The sequence below is a fragment of the Fredinandcohnia onubensis genome (assembly GCF_002734285.1).
GTDB lineage: Bacteria > Bacillota > Bacilli > Bacillales > Bacillaceae_L > Ferdinandcohnia > Ferdinandcohnia onubensis_A.
Genome location: NZ_NSEA01000001.1, coordinates 102412 through 127581, shown reverse-complemented (window position 1 = coordinate 127581; position 25170 = coordinate 102412). Strand labels below are relative to the sequence as shown.

19 protein-coding genes, 1 pseudogene and 1 riboswitch are annotated in these 25170 nt (G+C 39.1%); of the genes and pseudogenes, 5 read left to right on the top strand and 15 right to left on the bottom strand.

Going from position 1 to position 25170, the window contains the following annotated elements; genetic code table 11:
* Positions 1 to 200: 200 nt before the first annotated feature.
* The gene (gene gdhA, locus CKJ95_RS00550) at positions 201 to 1580 is read left to right on the top strand and encodes an NADP-specific glutamate dehydrogenase (RefSeq protein ID WP_099351518.1); all 1380 of its coding nucleotides are present in this window, start codon (positions 201 to 203) and stop codon (positions 1578 to 1580) included.
* Between the two features lie 103 nt (positions 1581 to 1683).
* Here the strand turns inward: gdhA and odhB are convergent, their stop codons facing one another.
* Positions 1684 to 2934: a 2-oxoglutarate dehydrogenase complex dihydrolipoyllysine-residue succinyltransferase gene (gene odhB, locus CKJ95_RS00545; protein ID WP_099351463.1), complete on the bottom strand. Its 1251-nt coding sequence runs from the start codon at positions 2932 to 2934 to the stop codon at positions 1684 to 1686.
* On the bottom strand, positions 2931 to 5771 hold the full coding sequence (locus CKJ95_RS00540; protein WP_099351462.1) for a 2-oxoglutarate dehydrogenase E1 component: 2841 nt from the start codon (positions 5769 to 5771) through the stop codon (positions 2931 to 2933). Before CKJ95_RS00540 ends, odhB begins: the two co-directional genes overlap by 4 nt.
* A gap of 635 nt (positions 5772 to 6406) precedes the next feature.
* Between CKJ95_RS00540 and CKJ95_RS00535 the strand changes: the two genes are divergently transcribed.
* Positions 6407 to 7099: a Crp/Fnr family transcriptional regulator gene (locus CKJ95_RS00535; protein ID WP_099351461.1), complete on the top strand. Its 693-nt coding sequence runs from the start codon at positions 6407 to 6409 to the stop codon at positions 7097 to 7099.
* Positions 7100 to 7206: 107 nt separating this feature from the next.
* On the opposite strand, the gene CKJ95_RS00530 is transcribed toward CKJ95_RS00535, so the two are convergent.
* From CKJ95_RS00530 to CKJ95_RS00480, 11 genes are all read right to left on the bottom strand, one after another.
* Positions 7207 to 8544: a murein hydrolase activator EnvC family protein gene (locus tag CKJ95_RS00530; RefSeq protein ID WP_099351460.1), complete on the bottom strand. Its 1338-nt coding sequence runs from the start codon at positions 8542 to 8544 to the stop codon at positions 7207 to 7209.
* A 324-nt stretch (positions 8545 to 8868) separates the two neighbouring features.
* Positions 8869 to 9576 (bottom strand): aspartate/glutamate racemase family protein, encoded by a 708-nt coding sequence (locus CKJ95_RS00525; protein WP_099351459.1) that lies wholly within the window; start codon positions 9574 to 9576, stop codon positions 8869 to 8871.
* A gap of 17 nt (positions 9577 to 9593) precedes the next feature.
* Entirely contained in the window at positions 9594 to 10379 is a 786-nt protein-coding gene (locus CKJ95_RS00520; protein ID WP_099351458.1) for a C39 family peptidase, read from the bottom strand.
* Positions 10380 to 10456: 77 nt separating this feature from the next.
* A complete protein-coding gene (asnB, locus tag CKJ95_RS00515; RefSeq protein ID WP_099351457.1) occupies positions 10457 to 12304 on the bottom strand; it encodes an asparagine synthase (glutamine-hydrolyzing) in 1848 nt (615 codons plus the stop codon).
* 55 nt (positions 12305 to 12359) lie between these two features.
* Positions 12360 to 13940 (bottom strand): Mur ligase family protein, encoded by a 1581-nt coding sequence (locus CKJ95_RS00510; protein WP_099351456.1) that lies wholly within the window; start codon positions 13938 to 13940, stop codon positions 12360 to 12362.
* A gap of 16 nt (positions 13941 to 13956) precedes the next feature.
* Positions 13957 to 15132, bottom strand: a complete 1176-nt coding sequence (locus tag CKJ95_RS00505) for a carboxylate--amine ligase (RefSeq protein ID WP_099351455.1) — start codon at positions 15130 to 15132, stop codon at positions 13957 to 13959.
* 316 nt (positions 15133 to 15448) lie between these two features.
* Positions 15449 to 16204, bottom strand: coding sequence for an NRDE family protein (locus tag CKJ95_RS00500; RefSeq protein WP_099351517.1), 756 nt, complete (start codon positions 16202 to 16204; stop codon positions 15449 to 15451).
* Between the two features lie 102 nt (positions 16205 to 16306).
* Positions 16307 to 18016 (bottom strand): acetate--CoA ligase, encoded by a 1710-nt coding sequence (gene acsA, locus CKJ95_RS00495; protein ID WP_099351454.1) that lies wholly within the window; start codon positions 18014 to 18016, stop codon positions 16307 to 16309.
* Between the two features lie 18 nt (positions 18017 to 18034).
* A complete protein-coding gene (locus CKJ95_RS00490) occupies positions 18035 to 18751 on the bottom strand; it encodes an ABC transporter ATP-binding protein (protein ID WP_099351453.1) in 717 nt (238 codons plus the stop codon).
* A 20-nt stretch (positions 18752 to 18771) separates the two neighbouring features.
* A complete protein-coding gene (locus CKJ95_RS00485; protein WP_099351452.1) occupies positions 18772 to 19602 on the bottom strand; it encodes an ABC transporter permease in 831 nt (276 codons plus the stop codon).
* Positions 19603 to 19656: 54 nt separating this feature from the next.
* Complete coding sequence (locus CKJ95_RS00480; RefSeq protein WP_099351451.1) at positions 19657 to 20649, bottom strand: aliphatic sulfonate ABC transporter substrate-binding protein; 993 nt, start codon at positions 20647 to 20649, stop codon at positions 19657 to 19659.
* Positions 20650 to 20764: 115 nt separating this feature from the next.
* Positions 20765 to 20874, bottom strand: a riboswitch (SAM riboswitch).
* A gap of 348 nt (positions 20875 to 21222) precedes the next feature.
* On the opposite strand from CKJ95_RS00480, the gene CKJ95_RS00475 reads away from it, so the two are divergent.
* On the top strand, positions 21223 to 21726 hold the full coding sequence (locus CKJ95_RS00475) for a DoxX family membrane protein (protein WP_099351450.1): 504 nt from the start codon (positions 21223 to 21225) through the stop codon (positions 21724 to 21726).
* 47 nt (positions 21727 to 21773) lie between these two features.
* Here CKJ95_RS00475 and CKJ95_RS23250 read toward each other — a convergent pair whose 3' ends face one another.
* Complete coding sequence (locus CKJ95_RS23250; protein WP_180271372.1) at positions 21774 to 21932, bottom strand: hypothetical protein; 159 nt, start codon at positions 21930 to 21932, stop codon at positions 21774 to 21776.
* A 107-nt stretch (positions 21933 to 22039) separates the two neighbouring features.
* Between CKJ95_RS23250 and CKJ95_RS00470 the strand changes: the two genes are divergently transcribed.
* A complete protein-coding gene (locus tag CKJ95_RS00470; RefSeq protein WP_099351449.1) occupies positions 22040 to 22957 on the top strand; it encodes an aldo/keto reductase in 918 nt (305 codons plus the stop codon).
* A gap of 42 nt (positions 22958 to 22999) precedes the next feature.
* On the opposite strand, the pseudogene ftsZ reads toward CKJ95_RS00470, so the two are convergent.
* A pseudogene (gene ftsZ, locus CKJ95_RS00465) lies at positions 23000 to 23953 on the bottom strand (cell division protein FtsZ); the annotation flags it as partial.
* Positions 23954 to 24149: 196 nt separating this feature from the next.
* On the opposite strand from ftsZ, the gene CKJ95_RS00460 reads away from it, so the two are divergent.
* Positions 24150 to 25142 carry a LysM peptidoglycan-binding domain-containing protein gene (locus CKJ95_RS00460; RefSeq protein ID WP_099351447.1) on the top strand — a complete coding sequence of 331 codons (993 nt, stop codon included), beginning with the start codon at positions 24150 to 24152 and terminating at the stop codon, positions 25140 to 25142.
* Positions 25143 to 25170: the final 28 nt, after the last annotated feature.

Here is a 25170-nt window from a genome sequence, read left to right as displayed (position 1 = left end):
TGTTTAGATTAATTATTCATTATAAAATAATAAATATCAAGAATTTACAGATAAAACGTCCGTTTATTTTTTTTGTATTCAAAATGGAGTTCAAATAGTAGGGTTAAAAGGACCAAGAATTTCGATGTGTCATTTTAACCGGCCTTATTGACTTCATCAAAAAATATATAGCAAAGAAAGGGTGAATGTACACGATGGCTATGATCGAAAAGTCTATTCCTGTACCAGAGTTAAAACAAGCAACCGATTATATGAACAAAGTATATGAGGAGGTTAAGAAGAGAAATCCTCATGAACCAGAGTTCCACCAAGCAGTAAAAGAAATTTTCCTTTCTCTTGTACCTGTGTTTGCTAAAAATCCAAAATACATGAAACACGCGATTTTGGAAAGACTCGTTGAACCGGAAAGAATGATTACATTCCGAGTACCTTGGGTTGATGACCAAGGCCAAATCCATGTTAATCGTGGCTATCGTGTTCAGTTTAACAGTGCACTTGGCCCTTATAAAGGTGGTTTGCGTTTCCACCCTTCCGTTAACTCAAGTATCATTAAGTTCCTCGGCTTTGAACAAATTCTTAAAAACTCTTTAACTGGCCTTCCAATTGGTGGAGGTAAGGGCGGATCTGACTTTGATCCAAAAGGAAAGTCAGATAACGAAATTATGCGATTTACACAAAGCTTTATGACTGAATTAGCTAGACATATCGGCCCTGATATCGATGTACCAGCTGGAGATATCGGCGTAGGAGCAAGAGAAGTCGGCTACATGTTTGGTCAATACAAAAGACTTCAAGGAAGCTTTGAAGCAGGCGTTCTTACTGGCAAAGGCCTTGGCTATGGCGGAAGCTTAGTTCGTACAGAAGCAACAGGCTATGGTACTGTATACTTTGTAGAGGAAATGCTGAAGGAACAAGGTCTTTCATTCGAAGGAAGCACAGTTGTCGTTTCAGGTTCCGGTAACGTTTCTATTTATGCGATTGAAAAAGCACAACAACTTGGTGCAAAAGTAGTTGCATGTAGTGATTCAAACGGCTATATCTATGATGAAAATGGCTTAGACCTTGAAAGCATCAAACGTATTAAAGAAGTTGAACGTAAACGTATTAAAGAATATGTATTAGAACACCCAGAAGCAGAATATATTGAAGGCTGCTCAGGTATCTGGTCAATCCCTTGTGATATTGCATTACCTTGTGCAACTCAAAATGAAATTGACTGTGAATCAGCTCAAACACTTATTTCAAATGGTGTGAAGGCAATTGGTGAAGGTGCAAACATGCCTTCTACTTTAGAAGCAATTGATTTATTTATCGAAAGCAATGTCCTATTTGGACCTGCGAAAGCAGTTAATGCGGGTGGTGTTGCCGTTTCTGCACTTGAAATGTCACAAAACAGCATGAGACTGTCTTGGTCATTTGAAGAAGTCGACAGCAAGCTTCAGGACATCATGGCTTCGATCTATCGCAACAGCATGGATGCTGCTGAAGAATATGGCCATCCTGGAAACCTTGTATATGGAGCTAACATCGCCGGCTTCCTAAAAGTAGCTGACGCAATGATCGCTCACGGTGTCATTTAATAAGTCATTAAAAGCTGTTTTCCTCTTCAGGAAACAGCTTTTTTCATACACTTAAAAACAAAAAGGCACATGCTCCCTCAAACGGAGCATGTGCCTTTATTAATCAACCTTCTAATAATAGATCTTCTGGGTCTTCTAATAATTCTTTTACTTTTACTAGGAATCCTACAGCGTCTCTACCATCGATGATTCTGTGGTCATAAGATAATGCCACATACATCATTGGACGTACTTCAACCGTATCATTTTTATCAACTACTACAGGACGTCTTTGGATCTTGTGCATTCCTAAAATACCAACCTGTGGTGCGTTAATAATAGGTGTTGAGTTAAGAGAACCGAATGTTCCACCGTTAGTAATTGTGAAAGTTCCGCCTTGAAGGTCGCCTAAACCTAATTGATTGTTTCTTGCTTTTTCAGCTAAGCGGCCGATTTCAGATTCAATTCCTGCAAAGCTTAATGTATCTGCATTACGAACAACTGGTACAACTAAGCCTTCATCTGTAGATACAGCAACACCGATGTCATAGAAATTCTTAAGAAGGATTTCATTTCCTTGGATTTCAGCATTTACATATGGATATGCCTTTAATGCTCCAATAACCGCCTTTGTAAAGAATGACATGAAACCAAGTTTTACGCCATGCTTTTTGAAGAAAGCGTCTTTACGACGATTTCTTACGTCCATAACAGCAGTCATATCAACTTCATTAAATGTTGTTAACATTGCTGCTGTGTGTTGTGCTTCAACAAGACGTTTTGCAATTGTTTGACGACGTCTAGACATTTTAATGCGTTCTACACGTGGATCGTCATTTACCACTGGTGCTGCTGCAGGTTGTTTTGCAGCTGGTGCTGGAGTTGCTGGTGCTGTTTGAGCTTGCTTATAAGCCTCAACACCTTCAACACGAACGCGTCCTAGTGGATCTTTATATGGTACTTCATTTAAGTCAATGCCAAGTTCTCTTGCTCTTTTTCTCGCTGCAGGTGAAGCAATTGCCGCCTTGCCTTTTTCTTCAGTAGATGCTTCTGCAACTGGTTCTGATTTTGCTTCTTCAGCTTGTGGTGCTGCCTCAGCTTTAGGTTCTTCAGCAGGTGCTGGTGCGCTTGATTCTGAACCATTTTCATCAAGCTTTGCAATAACTTGACCAACTTCAACATTATCACCTGGTTGGAATAAGAATTGCTTAATAACGCCAGTATGTTCACTGTTAATCTCAACGTTTACTTTATCTGTTTCAAGTTCAGCGATTGACTCACCTTTATTCACGAGTTCGCCTTCTTTTTTCAACCATTCAACAATTGTTCCTTCTGTAATGGACTCAGCTAATTCTGGTACTTTAATTTCGATCATTGCTGATTCCCTCCTTTGTCTGTAAGCAATGCATCTTGCATAATCCATGCTTGTTCTTGTTTGTGAATATCTGGGTCACCCGTAGCAGGACTTGAACGCTTCGGTCTACCAATATAATCTAGTTTAATTTCATCAGATAAAATATCCATTAATACCGATTGTAGAGCTGGCCATGCTCCCATGTTTTTCGGCTCTTCTTGAACCCAAACAACCTCTTCTAGGTTAGGATACTGGCTTACTAGTTCTTCTAGCTCTTTCTTAGGGAATGGATACATTTGCTCCACTCTCGCAATATGAAGAGTATCCGCCTTTTCTGCCGGTAAATTCGCAGCTTCTGTTGCTAAATCAATAGCTACTTTACCTGTACATAAGATTAGGCGAGTTACTTTGTCTTTGTTCGTTCCCATTCCTGGTTGCTCAAGTAGTGGCTTAAAGCTTCCATCCGTTAAATCAGCTAGTGATGATGCTGTTTGTGGGTGACGAAGTAGACTCTTAGGAGTCATCACAATCAATGGTCTTGCTTCATCAGTTGAAGTAAGCAATGATTGTCTTCTTAATAAATGGAAGTATTGAGAAGCGCTTGTTACGTTCGCAACAATCCAGTTATATTCCCCAGCGGCATTTAAGAAACGTTCCACTCTTCCACTTGAGTGCTCTGGACCTTGTCCTTCGTATCCATGTGGTAAAAGCATAACAAGACCTGATTTTTGGCCCCATTTTGCGTGACCTGAAGATATGAATTGGTCAATAATTGGCTGTGCCACGTTCACAAAGTCCCCAAATTGTGCTTCCCAAAGGACAAGTGCATTTTCATCTTGAACACTATAGCCATATTCAAATCCTAGAACAGCTGTTTCAGACAATGGACTGTTATAGATTGAGAATGATGCCTTCGCCTCTGGAATATTATGCAATGGGATATATTTTTCATTAGTTTCATAGTCATTTAAAGCAACATGACGATGAGCGAATGTTCCTCTTTCACTATCCTGACCTGTTAAACGAACTGTTTTCCCTTCAGCAAGAACAGATCCGTAAGCGAGTGTTTCAGCTAATGCCCAATCTACTTTGTTTTCTTCATCTAAAGCCGTTTCACGTCGTTTTAAAATACGTTCAAGCTTCGGATAAACCGTTAGTGATTGAGGCCACTGTAATAGTCCTCTGTTGATACTTCTTAATAGGTCTGCAGGTACTGTTGTATCGAATTCTGGAATAGAAGACAATGCTTTTGGCTTCTTCGGCTTCACGCGCTCTTCATTTTCCACAAAATCATCAAAAATAGATTGAAGACTTTGCATGAATTCCTCGCGTTTTTTGGTTAGTTCTTCTGTTGTTATTACATTTTCAGCAACAAGCTGATTTCCGTACTTATCTGCAATAACAGGGTGATTTGCAACCTTTTTGTACAATAACGGTTGTGTTACGCTCGGGTCATCCATTTCATTGTGACCAAATCGTCTGTATCCAACTAAATCAATTAAGATATCCTTTTCAAAACGCTTACGATACTCATACGAAAAATGAATTGCAGCAAGACAAGCTTCAGGGTCATCTGCATTTACACGTAAGATTGGAATTTCATAACCCTTCGCAAGGTCACTCGCAAAACGAGTTGAACGAGAGTCTGTATTATTTGTTGTAAAACCAACCATATTGTTTGCAATAATATGAACAGTTCCCCCAGTATCGTAGCCTTTCAATCTACTTAAGTTTAAAGTTTCAGCTACTACTCCTTCACCAGGGAATGCTGCGTCACCATGGATAAGTACACTTATTGCACTTTGCTTATCCTGAACTGGGTAACCAGCTTTACTTGTGTTGTCCTGAGCCGCTCTAGTAATCCCTAACACTACAGGGTTTACAAACTCCAAATGACTTGGGTTGTTTGCAAGATTAATACGAGTTACATGCTCTTTAGGACCTTTAACAGCACGGTCAGCACCTAAGTGATATTTCACATCACCAGACCAACCATAGTTAATCCCTCTAGAACCTTCTGATGGGATTAAATCTTTGTTTGGTGCATGGTGGAATTCAGAGAAAATGAGTTCATATGGCTTATGCAAAACATGTGCAAGCACATTCAAACGGCCACGGTGAGCCATACCGATCATAATATTGTCAGTACCGTCACTATTTCCTTCTTGAATTAAGCGCTCAAGCATTGGGACGAGCATATCTAATCCTTCGATTGAGAAACGCTTTTGACCAACGAATGTTTTGTGTAAGAATTTTTCAAAACCATCGACATTCATTAGACGCTCAGCTAATTGTTTCTTTTCATCTGCAGTTAGCTTTAAGTTAAGTCCATTGATTTCGACTTGTTGCCTTAACCATTGTCTTTCATCTTCGGAATCAACATGTCCAAATTCATAAGCAATTGATTGAGTATAAACAGATTTTAAATGCTTATACGCATCCCAACCTGTTTGAACTGAAGGAGGTGCTTCCTCCCAAATATATGTCGCTGGGATATCCATTAAATCTTCTTTTGTAAGATTATAATAACCAGGCTCTAAAAAGCTGGTATCTGGCATTGGTCTAGTGCGAATTGGGTAAATATCTGCCGCTATATGGCCGTACGCACGAATGCTCTTAATTAATTTAACTCCAGATGTGATCGTCTTGATTGTCTTCGGTGAGATACCCCCACTTACTAACTCTGCTGTTGCTGCTTGCTCATCTGCTGGTGGTGGCCCAAGTTCTTCGAAAAGCGCTTTCACGGAAGGGTCTACTGAACTTGGATCATTCTTGTAATTTTCATACATGTCAAAGACATAACCCATGTTCGGGCCATAGAATGACTCCCACACATTTTTCCTTTGTTGATTATCCATTTGTGATTAGCCTCCATATTACATTACATACTTGTATAGATGTTTAAAAAGTGCGGTGAATATGACACTTCGAATTTCTGTGTTGGCTTGCTTCTCCGTTCCTCACGTATTAACTGCATACGATCTGGTACTCAAAGCTGCACCGCCTTGAACTTCTTGGTCCTCTTCATCCTCCTTTTTAAACTTGCACTTGTAATACTTAATAGACAAAATTTGTATTTTATAGAAATATGACGTCTACACCTACTATACCTCATTTTCCACTGATTTCTAGTAAAATGCTTACATTGGAAAATTCCTAAAAAAAGCCGAAAAAATAGGCAAAATAAGTGTCATTATATAGTCATAATTCTTAATAAATATGTTATTCTTATCTTATAGTCGAAAACAGAAAGTTTCCTTGATGTAAATCAAGTTTTACAAGTAATTTTTTTAAATAAAAAGTTTTGGAATAACATAAAGTGAAACTCTATTGTAGTACAACAATCCTCTTGAAGTAAAGGAACCGAAAAAAGTAAGTCATGCTCTTACACTTTCGAAACGATAAGTCGTTTAGACTTCGACAAGGTAGGTAAACTATAGTACAACAAGAGTCCGCATTTTATGGGCATTTGAAAGGAGAAAAAGTGTTCTGTATGATTAGCAGTCCACATGATCCAAGCTCTATTCGACAGGTACCTATTTTTCATGGTTTAAATGAGAAGGAAATGAACCTATTACAAAAGGTCACGCAAGTTCGCGATTACCGAAAAGGGGAAATTGTATTTAGAGAGGGTGATCCTTCCGATACCCTTTATATTATTGGTGAGGGGATCATTAAAATCACAAAAGTGGCAGAGGACGGTAAAGAACAAATCGTTCGTCTCTTATTCCCTGATGACTTTTTCGGCCAGTCCGCGATGCTCCAATCAGAAAATCATTATGCGAATGCAGTAGCAATTAACGATACTGTTATTTATACGATTCAAAAACAGGATTTTTTTAATACGTTAGAGCGAAATCACAAAATGGCCCTCCGCTTCATGCGGGCATTAAATGAGCGGATTTATCAAGCCGACGAATGGATGAGTTTACTCAGCCTAATGGAGGTTGAACAACGATTAGCAAGTGTGCTCCTCTTGTTCAATGACAGGGTTCGCTCCAAGGATGGCCGCTTTACGCTCCCTATTACTAAAAAGGTTCTAGCGTCTCTCATCGGCACAACACCTGAAACCATTAGCCGGAAGTTTGTTAAATTTATTTCTGAAAACCTAGTTGAGGTAAATGGACAAAGGGATATTCATATCCTCGATTTTGAGGGCTTAAAAAAGAAGGCAAAAACATTATAAGTTGCTAAACCCACATCTGATGTGGGTTTTTTGTTTTGTTGGAAAACGGTGACGCCTTAATTCTCATACAAAAATGCCCGACCATCTTCGGTCGGGCGCGTAAATCCTTAAAAGGAAATATATTGACGTGGGTTCACTGCGTTTGAGTGTCCTCCACTGTATTGAGTTGGACTGTATGGTCCGTTATAGATTTCAAAATGGAGATGCGGACCGGTTGAGTCACCTGTAGTCCCCATATAGCCGATCAAATCTCCTTGTTCCACTCGGTCGTATTGACCAACGAAACGTTCCTGTAAGTGCGCATATACGGTGGTCATTTGACGTCCATTAATATAGTGGGTAATCATGATGACATTGCCGTAGCTACTTTCAAGGCGTGAGCGTGTAACCGTACCGCCTGCAGCCGCATAAATTGGAATGTTTCCTGGTCGTCCACCTTTTCCGATATCAATCCCAAAATGCATTTTACCCCAGCGCATTCCAAATTCGGATGTGACTCCGCCTGTTGTTGGTTTAATAAACCCGCTATTGTTCACAGCAGCTGGAGGTGCTGGTGGTAGTGGTGGCGGTGTAGTACCAGCCTCTTCGGCCTTTTTCCGTTCCTCTTCAGCTTTTTTCCGTTCCTCTTCGGCTTTTCTTCTTTGCTCTTCAAGCTCCTTTTGCCTTTGGTTCCATGCATTGATTTCCATTTGAATTGCCTTTTCCTGCGCAGCTAATAATTCTCCAACATCCTCTAACGCATGGAGCTCATCATGCATTTTCTGCTCCTGGGCCTCTAATTGCTTCATCACTTTATTTTGTTCTTGGATTTGTGCTTGGAGCTGAACCTCTAACCGATCAAGTTCTTTTAATTGGTCTTCCTGCTGTGCAAGTAAGGTCTTTACTTCTGCTTTATTTTCCTCAAGTAATTTAATATCTGCTTCATGTTCTTTCATAATTTCGCGGTCAGCTTGTACAAATGTAGATACCGCACTAACTCGGTTGATAAAATCATTAAAACTTTTTGCACCGAGTAACACATCTACATAACTAACCACTCCACCACTTTGTTGAAGACTACGCATTCGCTCCTTGATAAGCTCGTCCCGTTTTTGAATCCGTTCCTCGAGCACTTTCATTTCCGCCTCAAGACGCGCAATTTCTTCTTTCGTTTCTTGAATCTTTGCTTTTTCACTCTCAATTTTACCTCTCGTTTCACTTACAGCAAAATCAAGTCTTTTAATTTCCTGCTCCACACTAACCTGTTGTTGTTTGACTTCATTAAGAGCCCCCTCCTTTTGGGAGATTTCAGACTCTACTTCTGTCTTTTTTTCCTGAACTTCTTGCTTTTCATTTTCTAGCTCTTCATTCTTTTGAATCGCTAATACAGTATTAGGCATAGATGTCAATAAACTTCCAAGTCCTATTGATATACCCATTCCAATCATAAGAAGTTTTCTTTTCAACCGGCCACATCTCCTTCTACCAAACTAGCAACCTATAAAAAGATGAAAAATATTCATTTTTCACCAAAAGTATCATATTTTGCTATATATTCTCACGTTTTGTATTATATCATAAAAAATTGTCTTAAAACGTCAAAGTAATATTACAATTATATTTCATAAACACTTGAAAATACTGGATTTCCTTAAGATTTTTCGACAAGCTCTAGGAACGCTAAATCCCCCAAAATTTCGACAAGCATCTTGAATTATACTATAAAAAAACTCACCGTATGAAGGTGAGTTTAGTTTCCAGTTCGAACTGGTTCATTTTCATTTGTTATCTTATTTTAGACGCTTGCCAGAACGTAAAATTGATCTTTCAACGAGTACATTCATCGCATCAATACTACTTTTAACAGCCTCATCACTTAACTTAATACAGGACAATTCCGTACAAGCCAATATCACAATTTTACAATTCTCTTTTTCAACAAGATGCTTGATTAGCTGCTCAAGTTCACTAGAATCAACATCAAGATCACTTTTTACATTGTTATAAATAATATCCATGACCTTTTCTTGTAAGCTATCATTTGGGGCCATTAGATCAAGATTATATTTCTTACAAACATTTGCATAGATCCCACTGCGAATTGTACCGTTTGTTGCAAGAATTCCGACCTTCGTACCTTCACCATGCCGATTATGAATTTCTTTAATTGTCTCTTCGACCATGTTGATGATAGGGATATTCGTCAGCTTCTGAAGCTCTTCGTAAAAATAATGAGATGTGTTACAAGGAATTGCAATATTAGCGACACCCGCTGCTTCTAGCAACTTGAAATCATTTTTTACAGCATCTAAGAACGTCTCGCCTGTATTTGTAAGGATTGCATTTGTCCGGTCTGGAAGGGTAGCATGATTAAGAATGACCATATTTAGATGGTCCTGGTCCTTATGAGCCTCTGTTTGGTTGACAATTTTGTCAAAAAATACAGAAGTAGCCTTCGGACCCATGCCACCGATAACACCTAATGTTTTTTGTTCCATGTTTAAACACCTAGTTTCTACTTAACTGTCATTGCATGACTCCCTAAGTCAACATAGCTCGCAAAAAATGCATCTGCATCGTATGTGACTTGCCCTTGCAATGGGTTCATGACATGCACCTTATCACCTACATAACCATTTAGAACCACGGCATGTAAGTTAGTAGGAGCATTAAACATTGTTTGTGTGTCATGAATATTCCAAGAATAATTAACCTTCTTCTTACTTAAGTCTAAAGTTACCCAAATCACTACAGGGTTCCCTTCTTCAAGCTCCATTATAATTTGCTCACGCGTGCTTCCGCTTAGGTCAACAGGTTCTAATTTAGCCCCTTCTTTCCCTAAATATGCATTCGCTGCTTGTACAATTGGAGGCGCATAAGAGAAGAATCCGCTCCACTCCCTTGGGTTTCCCGCATATGCCTTATTTGGATCTGGCCCATATAGGACATTGTTGATCGTTGTAAAGGGCTGCTTCGGTAAATAATTATCAGCCATATCCACTTTCGAGACTCTATAACCGTAAAAATTTAACACGGAAGTAAGTGACGTAATTTCACAGCCATTTGGAAGCTCCGGTAATTGTAGAACCTTTTCAACTGGTATGAAAACTTCTACTTTACCATTAGATACCTCTCGATATGGATTCGTTTCCTGGGCATACACAGTTGTGAGCCCAGAAGTGATTCCGTCAGTCCCTGATATCAGACTTCTAGCAATGCCTTTAACCGTTTCAACATTAAACATTAAATAAACGACACAAACGAAATTCAAAAATAATAGTCCTCTTACTATTTTTTTCACTTCTCTCTGCCCCTTTACTCTGTAAGACAATCTTTAGACAATTACTAGAAACCATGTATATGTGAAAAAAACAGACTTTATAACTCAATAAAGAATTTCTTGTACCATACAAGGAATACATAGACCGTATAGATGTATCTAGCGTAGTTATGTCTTCCGTGAAAATGGTCATCAAGATATTTAACGAGCTCTTCTGTATGGAAAAATTCTTTCGCAATATCGGATTCAAACATTTCCTTTACGATGTTGTAGTATTTCTCTTCACGAAGCCAGTGTCTCATTGGAACTGGGAATCCAACCTTTTCTCGATTTGACCATTCCTCTGGTAGCACTTTTTTCGATGCTGCACGAAGAGCATATTTTGTATCGATTTGATTCACACGTAAATTACTTGGGATGTGTGATGCCATGGACATCACTTCTTTATCTAAGAACGGAACCCGTAATTCAATCGAGTGAGCCATACTCATTTTGTCTGCTTTTAAAAGGATATCCCCTGGCAACCAAAGTTTGAGGTCAAGATACTGCATTTTTGTAACATCGTCTTTACCCTTTACATCATCATACACTTTTTTCGTAATACTTTGAATAGAAGGGCCTGTTTGATATTCCTCTTTTAAAACTTTACGAGCATCTTCTTCCTCGAATACTTTTGCTTGACCGATGAACTTTTCCTCTACCGGTTGGCCACCTTTTACAAGGAAGTTGGTGATTGTATTTTTCGGAAGAGCACCACTTACAGCCGCTATCGCACGACGAATCCCAAATGGAATCTTTTCGTATTTTTCTAGCTTCGCAGACTTTTGGTACCAGACATAGCCTCCGAAGATCTCATCTGCCCCTTCACCAGAAAGGACAACTGTTACATGCTCACTTGCTAATTTTGATAAAAAGTATAACGGAACAGAGGATAAATTTGATTGCGGTTCATCCATGTGATACTGGATTGTAGGCAGCATTTCAAATGCCTGATCTGCCGTCATCAGTTCTTTATAGTTCTCTATTTCAAGTATATCGGATAAATCCTTAGCCAGATTCGTTTCATTGAAAATTCCTTCATAATCCTGGAATCCAACAGAAAAGGTTTTGTTTGGCATTAATAAGGCCGTGATATAACTAGAGTCAACCCCACCGGATAAGAAAGAACCAACTTTAACATCACTGATTTTGTGATAGTTAACCGATTCTTTTAATGTATTATTAATTTCTTCAATATAGTGGTCAAGTCCTTTATTATCCACATCAAAATTAACATCCCAATACGGCTTAATTTCAAGATTTCCTTTTTTATAAATCATGTAATGACCAGGCTTTAATTTATAGACACCCTTGAAGAAAGTCTCATCAAGAACTGAATATTGGAAGGTTAAATAGGGTTTTAACGCGTCTCTATTTAACTCTTTCTTAAATGCTGGCTGCTTTAAAAATGCTTTGATTTCAGAGCCAAAAATAAGTGAGTTGTCTGTTGTATTTTGTGAATAGTATAAAGGCTTAATTCCAAAGAAGTCACGCGCTAAAAACATGGATTCATTGTTTTTATCCCAAATTGCAAATGCAAACATCCCGCGTACCTTTTGTAAAAGGTCTACTCCATATTCCTCATATGCATGGATTACGACTTCGCTGTCTGCATCACATTTGAAAATATGACCTTTTTGAATGAGGGCCTCACGAAGTTCTTGATAGTTGTAGATTTCGCCATTGAAGACTAAAACACAGCTCCCGTCTTCATTGAACATTGGCTGACTTCCTTCTTCCGATAAGTCAATGATACTTAGGCGACGAAATCCTAATGTTGCATGTTCGTCCGAATAGTGATTACCACTATCTGGACCTCTATGAATTATTGTATCCATCATTTCATTTATTACTTGTACTTTATCTATTTCAAGCTTTGAATCAGCAAAACCAACGAAGCCACACATAGTTTTAATCACCTTTACATCTTAGATTTTTACAGATCGCTTTTGCCTTATTGTTTTATCCTTCACTGCGTCCTAACATTTGACGTTGTTCCTTTGTTAGTCCGGCTACACGGTTACGTAATGGGAAGAATAATTTTTCACGTGATAAATTAGGTCTCATTTTGGCGATTTGCTGTAGGGCAACACCTGCACCATAGTCCATACCTTGTGCACCTGCAAGGATTACAACATCCCCCGGCTCGGAATGAGTTAAGGCTTGTGCAATGGCGTCATCAAGCTCATCATAAAGAGCAACCTGAACTCCCGCCTCAGCCATAACTTCCTCGAACACAGCTGTTTCTTCATCAGTTACGTAGTCCTTTGAAGTGACATGAGAGACGCTCTTTGTCGCAATAATCTCGTTGAACCCTAGCGTTTTTGCCCACTTGACGATAGCCTCTGCATTTTCACGGTTAACCGTCGGGCCTCGCTCTCCGCGAATCGCATACACTAAATGGAGATCCTTATATTCCATATATTTCAATGTTTGAAGTGTCACATCAATATTCCCTGCATTCGCAAAGTGGTCATCAATGATTTTAATGTCATCTTCAAAAATAAACTCAAAGCGACGTTCCACTCCACCAAAGTTTTTTAACCCTTTTTGAATGGAGGATACTGGCACTCCGCAAAGAAGTCCAATTGTAATAGCCACCATCGCATTATACACAGAGTGCAAGCCAGGAACAGATAGTTCGATCTCGAATTCACCTGGTTCAATCTTGGTTTCATAGCGAGAAAAAGGCTTTAAAATCTCAATTGTAAACTTCGCTCTACCAGTGGTCAAATCCAAATTTTTGCAGGCAATATGACCGTCTTTGCTGTCTAATCCAAATGTGATAACCTGTGCCTTCGTTTGATCAATTAAGGAAGTGGAATACTCATCATCCAGATTTAAAATGGCAAAGCTTTTTTCACTTGCATGGCGGATTAAACCTGATTTCACTTCAAAATATTTTTCAAAAGAACCGTGGGAATCAATGTGCTCACGACTAATATTATTTAGAGTGACAATATCATAATCTACCGCTTCAACACGATGTGTTTCTAGTGCGTTTGATGAAACCTCCATTGTCACATGGGATACATCTTTTTCTACCATTTGACCCAAGTAGAACTGTAAATCAAGGGATTCAGGAGTTGTTAGTTCTGAAGGAATCGCAAAATCGTCAATCTTAATGGACACTGTACCAATAAGACCTGTTCTGTAACCCTCTTCCTCTAAGATTGCATTCGTCATAAACGAAGTTGTGGTTTTCCCGTTCGTTGCTGTAATTCCAATCATATTCATTTTCTCAGATGGCTTCCCATAAAATTCAGCTGCAAGTCGAGCTAATGCAATACGGCTGTTTTTTACCACGATTTGAGGAATCTCTAATCCTTCTTGCACATCCTCAACAACACAAGCTACTGCACCATTTGAAATCGCCTGTGATAGGTATTTATGGCCATCTGTTTTATAGCCTTTTATACATACGAAAAGATGTCCGTCCTTCACCTTGCCAGAATGGTATGATAGTCCACTAATTTCAATATCCTTATCATCAATGGTTTTTTGAACCTCAATTGCTGTTAGAAGCTCATGTAATTTAACCATTTTGTTCCCTCTTTTCTTAACGTTTCTTTGATTTCTTCCCTGATATCATTTTTACAAATGAGATAAACGGTTTTGGATCGTTCCAATCCCAAATTGCGTAGGCCTTTGGTTTAAAATAAGACCTAATAACTTCACCAAGTGAAAGCTGACCTGTTTTTAGATAGCCCTTCACGGCATAAAAATCCTCATAGGCATACCAAAATACTTGATTCGTATCATGCTTAAGGCCTTTTGGAGGAAGTGGATTACCCGTAAGTTCTCGATATGTAATATACGGGAAGTTAAAACCTACCTTATTTAATAACACATTAAAATTGGTAATCCTCACATTTAATTCAATTAAATAATATTGCCCAGTTTCAGCATCTTTTTTAAACTCAATTTCTACAAATCCTTTAAAGCCAATCGCCTCTAAAAAGCGTGAACCTATTTCATATAGCTCAGGAACATAGCGTTGACCTGTGTACACAGAAGCCCCGAAATTGATCGGATATTGGCGGAACTTTTGAGCAGTCACCCAATGAGTAACTTTCGCGTCCTGATTCAAATATGCATCAAAGGTATACATATGATCATCAAAACCAGGAATGATTCGCTGAACAATGACCTCTTGTTTCGCTTCCTTTGCCTTTTGGAGAGCGTCATCTAACTCCTCACGATTGTTGACGATAAATAACTTTTTACGGAAAATCGAAACAAAGGTTGGTGAATCGGTTGGCTTCACAACGCATGGATATTTGATCGTTTCCTCGATTTTTTCATAAAAATTTTCTTCATTTAAACGAACCGTTTCAGGAACAAGCATTCCATGTTCCGTTGCTAACTGATGAAGGAGTTGTTTATCCATTGTTTTCGTATAAAGACCCTGCTCCGTTTGCGGGATTAGATAGTACTCTTTTAATTCATTTAAATATTGGTCAATGACCTCCACATAGTTATCATGACAGGGGATAAGAACAGGCTTTGCTGTTTGCTTTCTTGCATATTCTTTTAAAAAAGCAATAAAGCCTTCTGTATCTTTTCTGTAATGTGGTGCAATAATATGCTCCGTACAGTATTTTGAATCTGCACCATACGTATTTTCATATGAATAATCCACTGCAACCGTATGTATGCCTTCTCTCCCTAAACACCTTATCGTGCTTAACCCTATATAGTAATTGCAACCTAAAATGACTGCTTTATTATTCATTTTTTATCGATCTCCCTAGTATCTATATCAAAATTACTCTCTACTGAATAAGTAGACTCGAATTGCTATATACGTTTTTTCGACAATTATCACATTCTCCATATTGACACAGAATAATGGGTCTTTCAAGATGAAATACACCTTAATCCCGCTTGTTATCAAGCTGTAACATAAATGAAAAATAGAAACAAAAAATAGAGTACAATATATATACGTTCGTACTCCATACCCTATTTTCGACTCATTTCCCCATTCATCTTTTTTAGTAGATTTATCATCTTTGTTCTATTATATACCATCGGCGATACGTTCACTGTTACGACTTAATCTGAAAGCGAAACTCTCGATTGCTCTGTTCCGTACTCGCGTGCACCCGCTCAACATATTGAATTTCTGTATCCGACATTAATAATACGGTCGAGCTTCTTGTCCCATACCCATTTGTTTGAATAAATAATGAAGAAAGAATCCGTTCCCATTCGAGCGACACGCCAGTTTTGGGTAGAAGGTTGTCGTTCGGACGGTCCGTGTTTTGGAGTAGCTCGAACAGGCTTTCTACTAAATCTTCTCCTTTAATGATCTTTGAAAGTTCTTCTTTACCTTTTTGAACTTTCGGCCAACCTGTATCAAGCAAATGGTTGCTTAGCCCGTGGATACCTGGTTGTACCTTTTCCAAACTTTTTCCGACATTCGAATAATAATAGAGTTGTTCAGGATCACCTACTAAGAGATTGTAACCAGGATACTGGGAGTTCATCCCTTCTAGCTGCTTCATATATTCAGCAATATCGCCTTTATAGATGAGAGCATCTTTTACAAGCGTTCCTCTAGATTGTTTTCCTACTGAGACTTCACTTGGATCTCGATAATTCGTTATGGCTGCAAAACGCCCAGCTTTGGTTACACCCATCCAGGTTCCCATTTTTTCAAGATCTCTTCCAGCCAACAGAGTAGGTTCATCCTCCCAAAAATGAATCGGAGCTGTTGGCCGCTGTAGAAACTCATCCCGGTTAGCCGCAACAATTAATTTATAAACCGGATGTGCCTGATAGGCGAACAAAATTAAACACAATCTACCCACCGCCCTTTTTCACAAATTATAACAGATACCTCCTTTTAGTGTGAATTCCACGCTTTTATCCCCATAAAAAAAAGGGCTACTCGCCCCCTGTTGTTAATTTACAACTTCCTTTGCTAATTCTCGTGCTTTTAGCTCTCTTCTTAAAATTTTACCGCTAATCTTTGTTTTCGGCAGTTCATCCAATACTTCAATTTCCCTTGGAGCAGAATGTGCCGCAAGATGTTGTTTTACAAATACGCGGATATCCTCTAGTAAATCTTTCGTTGGACTGTAACCATTCTTTAGAACGATAAAGGCCTTTACGATTTCCCCTCTTATTGGGTCTGGCTTTCCGATGACTCCAGCTTCAGCAACCGCTTGATGTTCAATTAGTTTACTTTCGACCTCAAATGGACCTATTCGCTCACCAGAAGAATTAATCATATCATCGCTCCGCCCTTGGAAAAACACATAGCCATCCTCATCTAAAATAGCCAAGTCACCTGATACATACCAACCATTTACAAAGTATGAATGATATTTCTCTTCATTTTTCCAAACTTCTCTCATGATTGATGGCCAAGATGCCTTAATGCCAAGATGACCAACCTGACCATTCGGAAGCGGATTTCCGTCATCGTCGATTATTGCAACTTCAATACCTGGAAAAGGCCTCCCCATTGAGCCCGGTTTAATAACCTCAGATGGAAGATTGACGATCAATTGTCCGCCCGTTTCTGTCATCCACCATGTATCATGGATTCTTTTCCCTAAAGTTTCAATCCCCCAGGTAATAACCTCAGGGTTTAATGGCTCTCCCACACTTAGAATATGTCGTAAAGAACGTAAATCGTATTTGTTTAGCACTTCATTTCCCTCTGCCTTTAGCATCCTGAATGCTGTAGGTGCACTATACCAAACCGTTACCCCTGTTTTTTCAATTGTGGAATACCAGGAATCTGCATTAAATCTCCCGCCGTTAACGACAATTGTGGCACGATTTAGCCAAGGAGCAAAGATTCCGTACACCGTTCCTGTCACCCAGCCGGGATGTGCTGTGCACCAATAAACATCATCCTCTTTTAAATCAAGGACCCATTTTCCCGTTTGGTACTGCTGAATCATCGCGCGATGTGCATGCACAATCCCCTTCGGTTTCCCAGTTGATCCACTTGTATAGTGAATATTAAGGCGATCCTCAAGCTCCAACCATTCAATGATACTGTTCTCACTTTTCGTTTCTGCTAATGCCTCTACAAGTGAGATTTCATTATCCTGACACTTTTCTGGTCCCTCCGTAATAAATACTGTTTCCAGTGAAGGCAATTCTTGTTTTGGGACTCTTTTTACTAACTCCGAATCTGTGATTAGATAACGACCCTCACAGTCTGAAATCCGATCTCTTACCGCATCCTCCATAAATGCTTCAAAAAGCGGTCCTGCAACGGCCCCTATTTTAACCGCCGCAATCATCGCAATATACATTTCCGGATTTTTCGGTAAAAAGATAAACACAATATCTCCCTTTTTAACCCCATACTTTCTTAATACCGATGCTAAATGGTCCGACTTATCTTTGATATCTTTAAATGTAAAAACTTGTTCCTCATCTTCATTTATGTAGTGAAGGGCGACTTTGCCTCCATACCCGTCTTTTACATGCCGATCAATACATTCATACGCCATATTGACTTGCCCTGTTTGATACCAACTAAAGTCTTTTTCAACTTCTTCCCATGAAAAGTCCTTATACACCTGATCATAGTTTTTAAGATTATAGGCATCATCAAATGGTCTTATCGCACCTAATTGTGTGGTTGTCAATTCAACTCTCCCCTTTCTTTAGCTTAATAGAGATAATATTTCTGCCTTCAATTGTGCCAACTTTATATCCCCACGGGACCTAGGCTTTGGATCATTAATTTGAATCGTTTGATAGACTTCACCCGGCTGCCCTTTTAAAATAACAATCCGGTCACATAAATAAAGTGCTTCATCGATATCATGGGTAACGACGATCATCGTAGATTTGTATTTCTCCCAGATTGTTAGTAGTAAATCCTGTAACTGCATTTTTGTAAATGCATCAAGTGCACTAAATGGCTCATCTAATAGTAAAACTTCTGGTGCCGTAATAAGTGCACGAGCAATCGATACTCGTTGTGCCATCCCACCGGAGATATCCTTTGGATAATGATTTTCAAATCCTTGCAATCCAACTAACTTTACATATTCCTGGGCTTTTTCATTTTTTTTCTTACTATCATTCTTTAAACCAAATGAGATATTTTCTAATACTGTCAACCATGGCATTAAACGTGACTCTTGAAAAATAACGCCAACTTTCTCATGAACGGACTTAATGATGTCACCACTTATTTTCACCGTACCTGTATAATCGGAATCTAATCCAGCTAGGACACGCAATAAGGTGCTTTTTCCACACCCACTCGTACCTAGTACACCCACAATTTCACCTTGTTTTGTTTCAAGATTAATATTTTTAAACCCTGTCGCACCGTTCGAAAAGGTTCTAGAGACATTTTGAACTGCCAGCATCTTTATTCATCCTTTCGGGTCTACTTCACAAAGCTGTCCTGCCAGTGAAGTGTTTTTTCCTCTGTTTTCTTCAAAATCGAGTCTGATATTTTACCTAAAATCGCAAATAGTACGATGCTTGCGATAACCGTTTCAGGAGAATAGGAGTTTTGGCCAACAACAAGCAAATATCCAATCCCCTGACTAGCGCCCATTAATTCAGCTGCAACGACAAACATCCACCCTAGCCCTAACCCGCTTCGGATTCCAACTAGAAAAGAAGGAAGGGATGCAGGCAATATAACCTTTCTAATTAACTCAAACGTTGAAAAATTATAGATTTTCCCTACCTCAATCAACTTTCGGTCAACACCCTGAATGCCTGACACGATATTTAAATAAACCGGAAAAAATACCCCAACAGCGATTAGTGTAATTTTTGATGGTTCTGCTATCCCCATCCACAGGATAAAAAGAGGTACCCAAGCAAGGGACGGAATCGAACGGAAAGCCTGAATCATTGGGTCTAGTAACTGTTCAGCAATTCTAAAATAGCCGACCAATGAACCAAAGATAACAGCAGCAACAACCCCGATTACAAAACCAAAAAAGATTCGATATAAAGTAATGCCAATATGGCCCCAAAGACTTCCATCCCCAGCAAATTCAATGATTTTTGCAAGGATAACCGTTGGTGCTGGCATAAGATGCCCTTCAAGGACACCAATATGGCTTAAATATTGCCAAACCACGATTAAAATAGCAGGGATGATACTCCCAAGTAGAATTACTTTTACACTTCCCGATAATACAAACTCACGCTTTTGTTTCACCTTAATTTGCCTAGTCAACGCTCCGCCTTTTGTGCTCATTTTACCCTCTCCTATCACAAGGGAGTGCCGTTTTGAAAGAGGCACTAACCTCTATTATTTAATTACGTTTTCCGCAAACGTAGGATTAATCAATTCTTCAACTAGTTGTTCCAATTCAACATCTTTTCCGATGATGTCCTGTGCTTGAAGGACCTTACCTGCTTCTGTTAATGCCTCAATTTGTATTTCACCAGGAACAGGATTAGAAAAATCATTTCGTTCATTTAATTGTTTATTTGCAACTTCAATATCAATATTTGCGGACTTTGCCAAAATTTCCGCTGTTTCTTCTGGATTTTCTAGGACCCATTTACGAGCCTTTTCGTAGACCTCAATAACTTTTTCAACGTACTTAGGGTATTTTTCCGCAAACTCAGAACGCACATTTAAAGTTCCATACGTATTAAAATCTGCATTGCGGTAAAAAAGGTTCGCATCCGTCTCTAATTCAACTCTTGCCATATGAGGATCTAACCCTGACCATGCATCTACCTGACCAGAAGATAACGCTGCCGCTCCATCTCCATGCTGTAGATTAACGATCTCAACATCTGATGGACTTAATCCTTCCTCATTTAAGGCACGTAATAGGAAAATATAAGGATCTGTTCCGATTGTTGCAGCAACCTTTTTCCCTTTTAAATCACTTATACTTTGAATCTTTGAATCTTTATTTGCCACCAATGCTGTCCACTCTGGCTTTGAGTAAATATACACCGATTCAATTGGAGCTCCCTTTGCTTTAGCCATTAGAGCTGCTGCCCCTGCAGATGAACCGAAGTCCGCACTTCCACTATTTAAAAATTCTAGTGCTTTATTACTTCCTTGACTTAAAACAAATTCAACCTTAATTCCCTCTTCTTTGAATGCTTCCTCAGCCCACCCAAACTCTTTTAGCACAAGACTTGTAGGCGAGTAAAAGGCATAATCTAATGTAATTTTTTCTGGTTTTTCATTTCCTTGGCTAGCTTTACTTGAGCTGTTCGAACAGCCTACAATTCCGATCAAAAGTAATACAGCAGTTAAGATAACGCTTATTTTTTTCATGTATATACCTCCAGTATTTTTATAGGAAAACTAGGATTAGTACTAATACAACATCTAACTTTCATACCCAAACGATGAAAAAAGCCCTCTTCAGTAAGAAGAGGGCTTTTTCCTCCTCTTATCTTTCAGGTAATTTTACCTGATGGAATTAGCACCTTTTCAAGAATAATCTTGAAGGTTGCCGGGTTTCGTAGGGCCATGTCCCTCCACCGCTCTGGATAAGAGTCTTTATTAAATTAATACGTTCTAGTTTTACTTTATAAATGGATTATAGAATGTAAAATACCCAAAGTCAAACACTTTTTGAAAAATTTTCCCTTATTGAAATTTTCTTATATATCTTACTTCCCTATATAAAACTATAAAACTGACTCTGAAAATCCCACCAAAAAACAATTGTGTCATATTTGTGAAGCCTATTGCTTTAATTGCAAATCCGCTGTATATTAAGAGTGTAGAAAGTTAGTGAAGAACTTCACAAACTAACTACAAAAGCTGGCAGCTAAAGCAATCATATTTTTTTAAAACAACTTGTGAATAATTTCACAATATAAAATAAAAGGGGAGATTAAGATGAGAACATTCTTAAAAGGACCTAAAATGGCAGTTATTTGGACAGTATTACGTGTATGGTTAGGTATTCAATGGCTAGAAGCTGGTTTTCATAAATTAACAGGAGGATTCGACGCAGGCGGATTCCTACAAGGAGCACTTGCAAAGGCTGGTGGCGAACACCCTGCAGTAGCAGGCTGGTACGCAACATTCCTAGAAGGCTTTGCCGTTCCAAACATTGAAATTATTAACGTACTCATTCCATGGGGCGAAGTTCTAGTAGGCCTTGGATTAATCCTAGGTGCTGCAACAATCCCAGCATTAATTGCAGGTGCATTCATGAACTTGAACTTCTTACTTGCCGGAACAGTTAGCACAAACCCAGTACTTTACACTTTAGCAGTTATTCTCTTATTCGCAGGCGCTGCAACATACTACTACGGTGTAGATAGATTTGCAATACCATTCCTAACAAAACGAATCAACGAGAAAAAAGATACTAAAACAGCAACAACAACTGCATAACTAGAAAAGGAGTTCCGCCCAGTTAAGGGGGAGCTCCTTTTTACATTCTACTCATCATCTATCTCGCCGTCACCGATTTCATCTTCCTCTTCGATCTCCTCGATGTCCTCGCCTTCCTCTGGTCTTTCGTCATCCCCACAACCCACTAAGAAAAACATCGGAAATGCTAATAATAACAGCATGAATAAACGTTTCATTCGTTTCATCACAAAACCTCCTTTTTTCTATACTTTCCAATCAAAAGCGAAATATGTAGACTAGAAATAGGCAACAGTAATAACAGTCCTATATTATAACTTGGAGGTTTTACACAATGCGAAAAATAAAACTAGGCACCAGTTCACTAGAGGTTCCAGTTGTGGCAGTAGGGTGTATGAGAATCAACTCATTGGAGAAGCCTGAGGCGGAAGCGTTCGTGCAAACGGCATTAGAGAACGGAGCAAACTTTTTTGATCATGCCGATATTTACGGTAGTGGCACTTGTGAAGAAATTTTTGCAGATGCAATACATATGAATGATGATGTGAGAGAGAAAATTATTCTTCAATCCAAATGTGGCATTCGAAAAGGAATGTTTGATTTTTCAAAAGAACATATCCTTAATTCCGTTGATGGAATCTTAAAACGACTTAAAACGGACTATCTTGATGTTCTACTTTTACATCGTCCAGATGCCCTCGTTGAGCCTGAAGAGGTTGCAGAAGCATTCAATGTGTTAGAATCCTCAGGGAAGGTTCGTCATTTTGGAGTATCTAACCAAAAGCCGATGCAAATACAGTTATTAAAAAAATATGTGAAGCAGCCAATTGTTGCAAATCAGCTGCAATTAAGCATCCCAAATGCCCACATGATTGCAAGTGGCGTTACAGCTAATATGCAAATTGATCAATCTATTAATCGTGATGGAGATGTCCTTGATTTTTGCCGATTGAATGACATTACCATTCAACCATGGTCACCTTTTCAATATGGTTATTTTGAAGGACCTTTTCTTGGTAATGAAAAATGCCCAGAATTAAATCAAAAAATCGATGAAATTGCAGAAAAATACGGTGTATCTAATACGACCATTGCAATTGCTTGGCTATTGCGTCATCCAGCTAACATGCAGCCGGTTATTGGGACCATGAATATAGAGCGATTAAAGGATTCCGTGAAAGCAAGTGAAGTTCAGTTATCCCGTGAAGATTGGTACAGTATTTTTCAAGCTGCTGGTTATCTACTTCCGTAAAAGGGAAAGAGGCACCTCCAAAAGGGGTGCCTCTTCTCTTTAATTTTCAGTAAATCCTGTCGCAATTACCGTTACAATAATTTCATCTTTTAAATTGTCATTAATGACTGATCCAAAGATCATGTTTAAATCTTCATGTGTTGCTGATGAAATTACGTCGGCAGCTTCTTGTATTTCAAATAGACTTAAGTTTCTTCCGCCTGTAATATTTAAAATGACACCGCGTGCTCCGCTGATAGAAGTTTCAAGAAGTGGACTATTGATTGCTTTATTAGCGGCTTCAACTGCACGACCGTCCCCTTTTGCCATACCGATTCCCATCAAAGCTGTTCCTCTGTGTGACATGACTGTTTTTACATCAGCAAAATCCAGATTAATTAATCCTGGTACCGCTATTAAATCAGAAATCCCTTGTACCCCTCGAAGTAGAACATTGTCTGCTTCGCGGAAGGCTTCAATCATCGGTGTACGCTTATCGACAATCTCCAATAATTTCTCATTTGGAATGATAATTAAGGTGTCAACCGCTTCCTTCATTGCATCAATTCCTGCATCTGCATTAACAGCACGCTTACGGCCTTCAAATCGGAACGGTCTTGTTACGACCCCTATTGTTAATGAGCCTAGCTTCTTAGCGATTCTTGCAATTTCCGGAGCAGCCCCAGTACCAGTACCACCGCCCATTCCAGCGGTGACAAAGACCATGTCCGCTCCTCTTAAAGCATCCTCAATCTCTTTCTTGCTTTCTTCAACGGCTCTCATTCCTATTTCGGGATTGGCACCTGCACCAAGTCCCCGCGTTAAAGATGCTCCAATTTGAATGGTGATTTCTGCTTTTGATTGATTAAGTGCTTGTCCATCTGTATTTACTGCTATGAATTCAACGCCTTCTACCCCTGCTTCAATCATTCGATTCACGGCATTATTTCCACCACCGCCAACACCTATTACTTTTATTCTTGCAAATTGATCTATGTATGGTTCAAACTCTAGCATGACTTTTTCCTCCTTGCCGCCCGCTGCCTTCTTCCTAAGTGAAGACGGATTTATACTATATACTTCGTAGTACTACTTCGCTTTCTGTCACTAATTTCCTCTAAAAATTGAAAAGAACCTACACTAAATACCTAAAAAGCATAATATTAGATTTCTTTTACAAACTAATACTAACATGTTATGAAAGGAACGAGCCATGATAAAAAGGATAGTATTTGTAATTGGAGTTTTTTTCTTTACCTTTATCGCTTTCCTCCCTACGGATGTAGGAGCAAATAGCACTGAAAATATGTATGTCGTCCAAGCAGGGGATACATTAACTGGGATTGCAAAAAAGTTTGAAACCTCTGTGGAGGAATTAAAAATCACCAATGGGATTCAATCAGATTTATTTGTTGTCGGACAGAAGCTATGGGTTCCGATTTCCTATGAGGTTGTAGCTGGCGATACCTTGCAGAAGATTTCTTCCAAATTTCACACATCCCCTGAGCAGATTAAAACGACAAACAAGCTTTCAACCGAAAAAGTCGTTCCAGGACAGATTCTCAAAATTGCACCGAGAAGGTTGAATATGCAAGGGGAACACATTTTAATGACAAAAGAAGAATTTAAAGATTGGCTCTTCAATCAGAAGATTAAACGAAAAATAAGCCTTATCCAGCAGCATCATACATGGGTCCCAGACTATAGTCGGTTTAACGGCTCCAACCATTTTGGGCTTTTAACCGGTATGGAAAATTATCATAAGAATCAGATGGGCTGGAAGCATATCGCCCAAAATATTACGACTTTTCCAGATGGGAAGGTTGCTGTCTCAAGGCCATTACATATTGTCCCAGAAGGCACAATTGGTAGTAAGGCTAACTCTGTCGGTATCGCAATTGAACACCTTGGAAATTTTGATATTGGTCATGATGTGATGACGAAAGAACAAAGCGACACAATCATCTATGTCAATGCCGCTCTCAGCCTTAAATTTGGATTAACTCCTTCCATTGACAGTATTACCTACCATCATTGGTGGGATTTGCGAAACGGCGAAAGAGTGCTGGATAAAGGGCCTGACTATAATGTGAAAACCTGTCCAGGAACTGGATTTTTCGGCGGCAACTCCACAACAAGCGCCACGAAATATTTTTATCCCTTGATAATCCGTAAAATGGAAGAACTTCGAAAGGAAATGGATTAAGACAAACCCACTCTACCTTAGGGATGAG

Bases quoted from the DNA above. Each gene is read 5' to 3' on its own strand.
- gdhA (WP_099351518.1), top strand. From the start codon at position 201: ATGATCGAAAAGTCTATTCCTGTACCAGAGTTAAAACAAGCAACCGAT.
- odhB (WP_099351463.1), bottom strand. From the start codon at position 2,934: ATGATCGAAATTAAAGTACCAGAATTAGCTGAGTCCATTACAGAAGGA.
- CKJ95_RS00540 (WP_099351462.1), bottom strand. From the start codon at position 5,771: ATGGATAATCAACAAAGGAAAAATGTGTGGGAGTCATTCTATGGCCCG.
- CKJ95_RS00535 (WP_099351461.1), top strand. From the start codon at position 6,407: ATGATTAGCAGTCCACATGATCCAAGCTCTATTCGACAGGTACCTATT.
- CKJ95_RS00525 (WP_099351459.1), bottom strand. From the start codon at position 9,576: ATGGAACAAAAAACATTAGGTGTTATCGGTGGCATGGGTCCGAAGGCT.
- asnB (WP_099351457.1), bottom strand. From the start codon at position 12,304: ATGTGTGGCTTCGTTGGTTTTGCTGATTCAAAGCTTGAAATAGATAAA.
- CKJ95_RS00510 (WP_099351456.1), bottom strand. From the start codon at position 13,940: ATGGTTAAATTACATGAGCTTCTAACAGCAATTGAGGTTCAAAAAACC.
- CKJ95_RS00505 (WP_099351455.1), bottom strand. From the start codon at position 15,132: ATGAATAATAAAGCAGTCATTTTAGGTTGCAATTACTATATAGGGTTA.
- CKJ95_RS00490 (WP_099351453.1), bottom strand. From the start codon at position 18,751: ATGCTGGCAGTTCAAAATGTCTCTAGAACCTTTTCGAACGGTGCGACA.
- CKJ95_RS00485 (WP_099351452.1), bottom strand. From the start codon at position 19,602: ATGAGCACAAAAGGCGGAGCGTTGACTAGGCAAATTAAGGTGAAACAA.
- CKJ95_RS00480 (WP_099351451.1), bottom strand. From the start codon at position 20,649: ATGAAAAAAATAAGCGTTATCTTAACTGCTGTATTACTTTTGATCGGA.
- CKJ95_RS00475 (WP_099351450.1), top strand. From the start codon at position 21,223: ATGAGAACATTCTTAAAAGGACCTAAAATGGCAGTTATTTGGACAGTA.
- CKJ95_RS23250 (WP_180271372.1), bottom strand. From the start codon at position 21,932: ATGAAACGAATGAAACGTTTATTCATGCTGTTATTATTAGCATTTCCG.
- CKJ95_RS00470 (WP_099351449.1), top strand. From the start codon at position 22,040: ATGCGAAAAATAAAACTAGGCACCAGTTCACTAGAGGTTCCAGTTGTG.
- CKJ95_RS00460 (WP_099351447.1), top strand. From the start codon at position 24,150: ATGATAAAAAGGATAGTATTTGTAATTGGAGTTTTTTTCTTTACCTTT.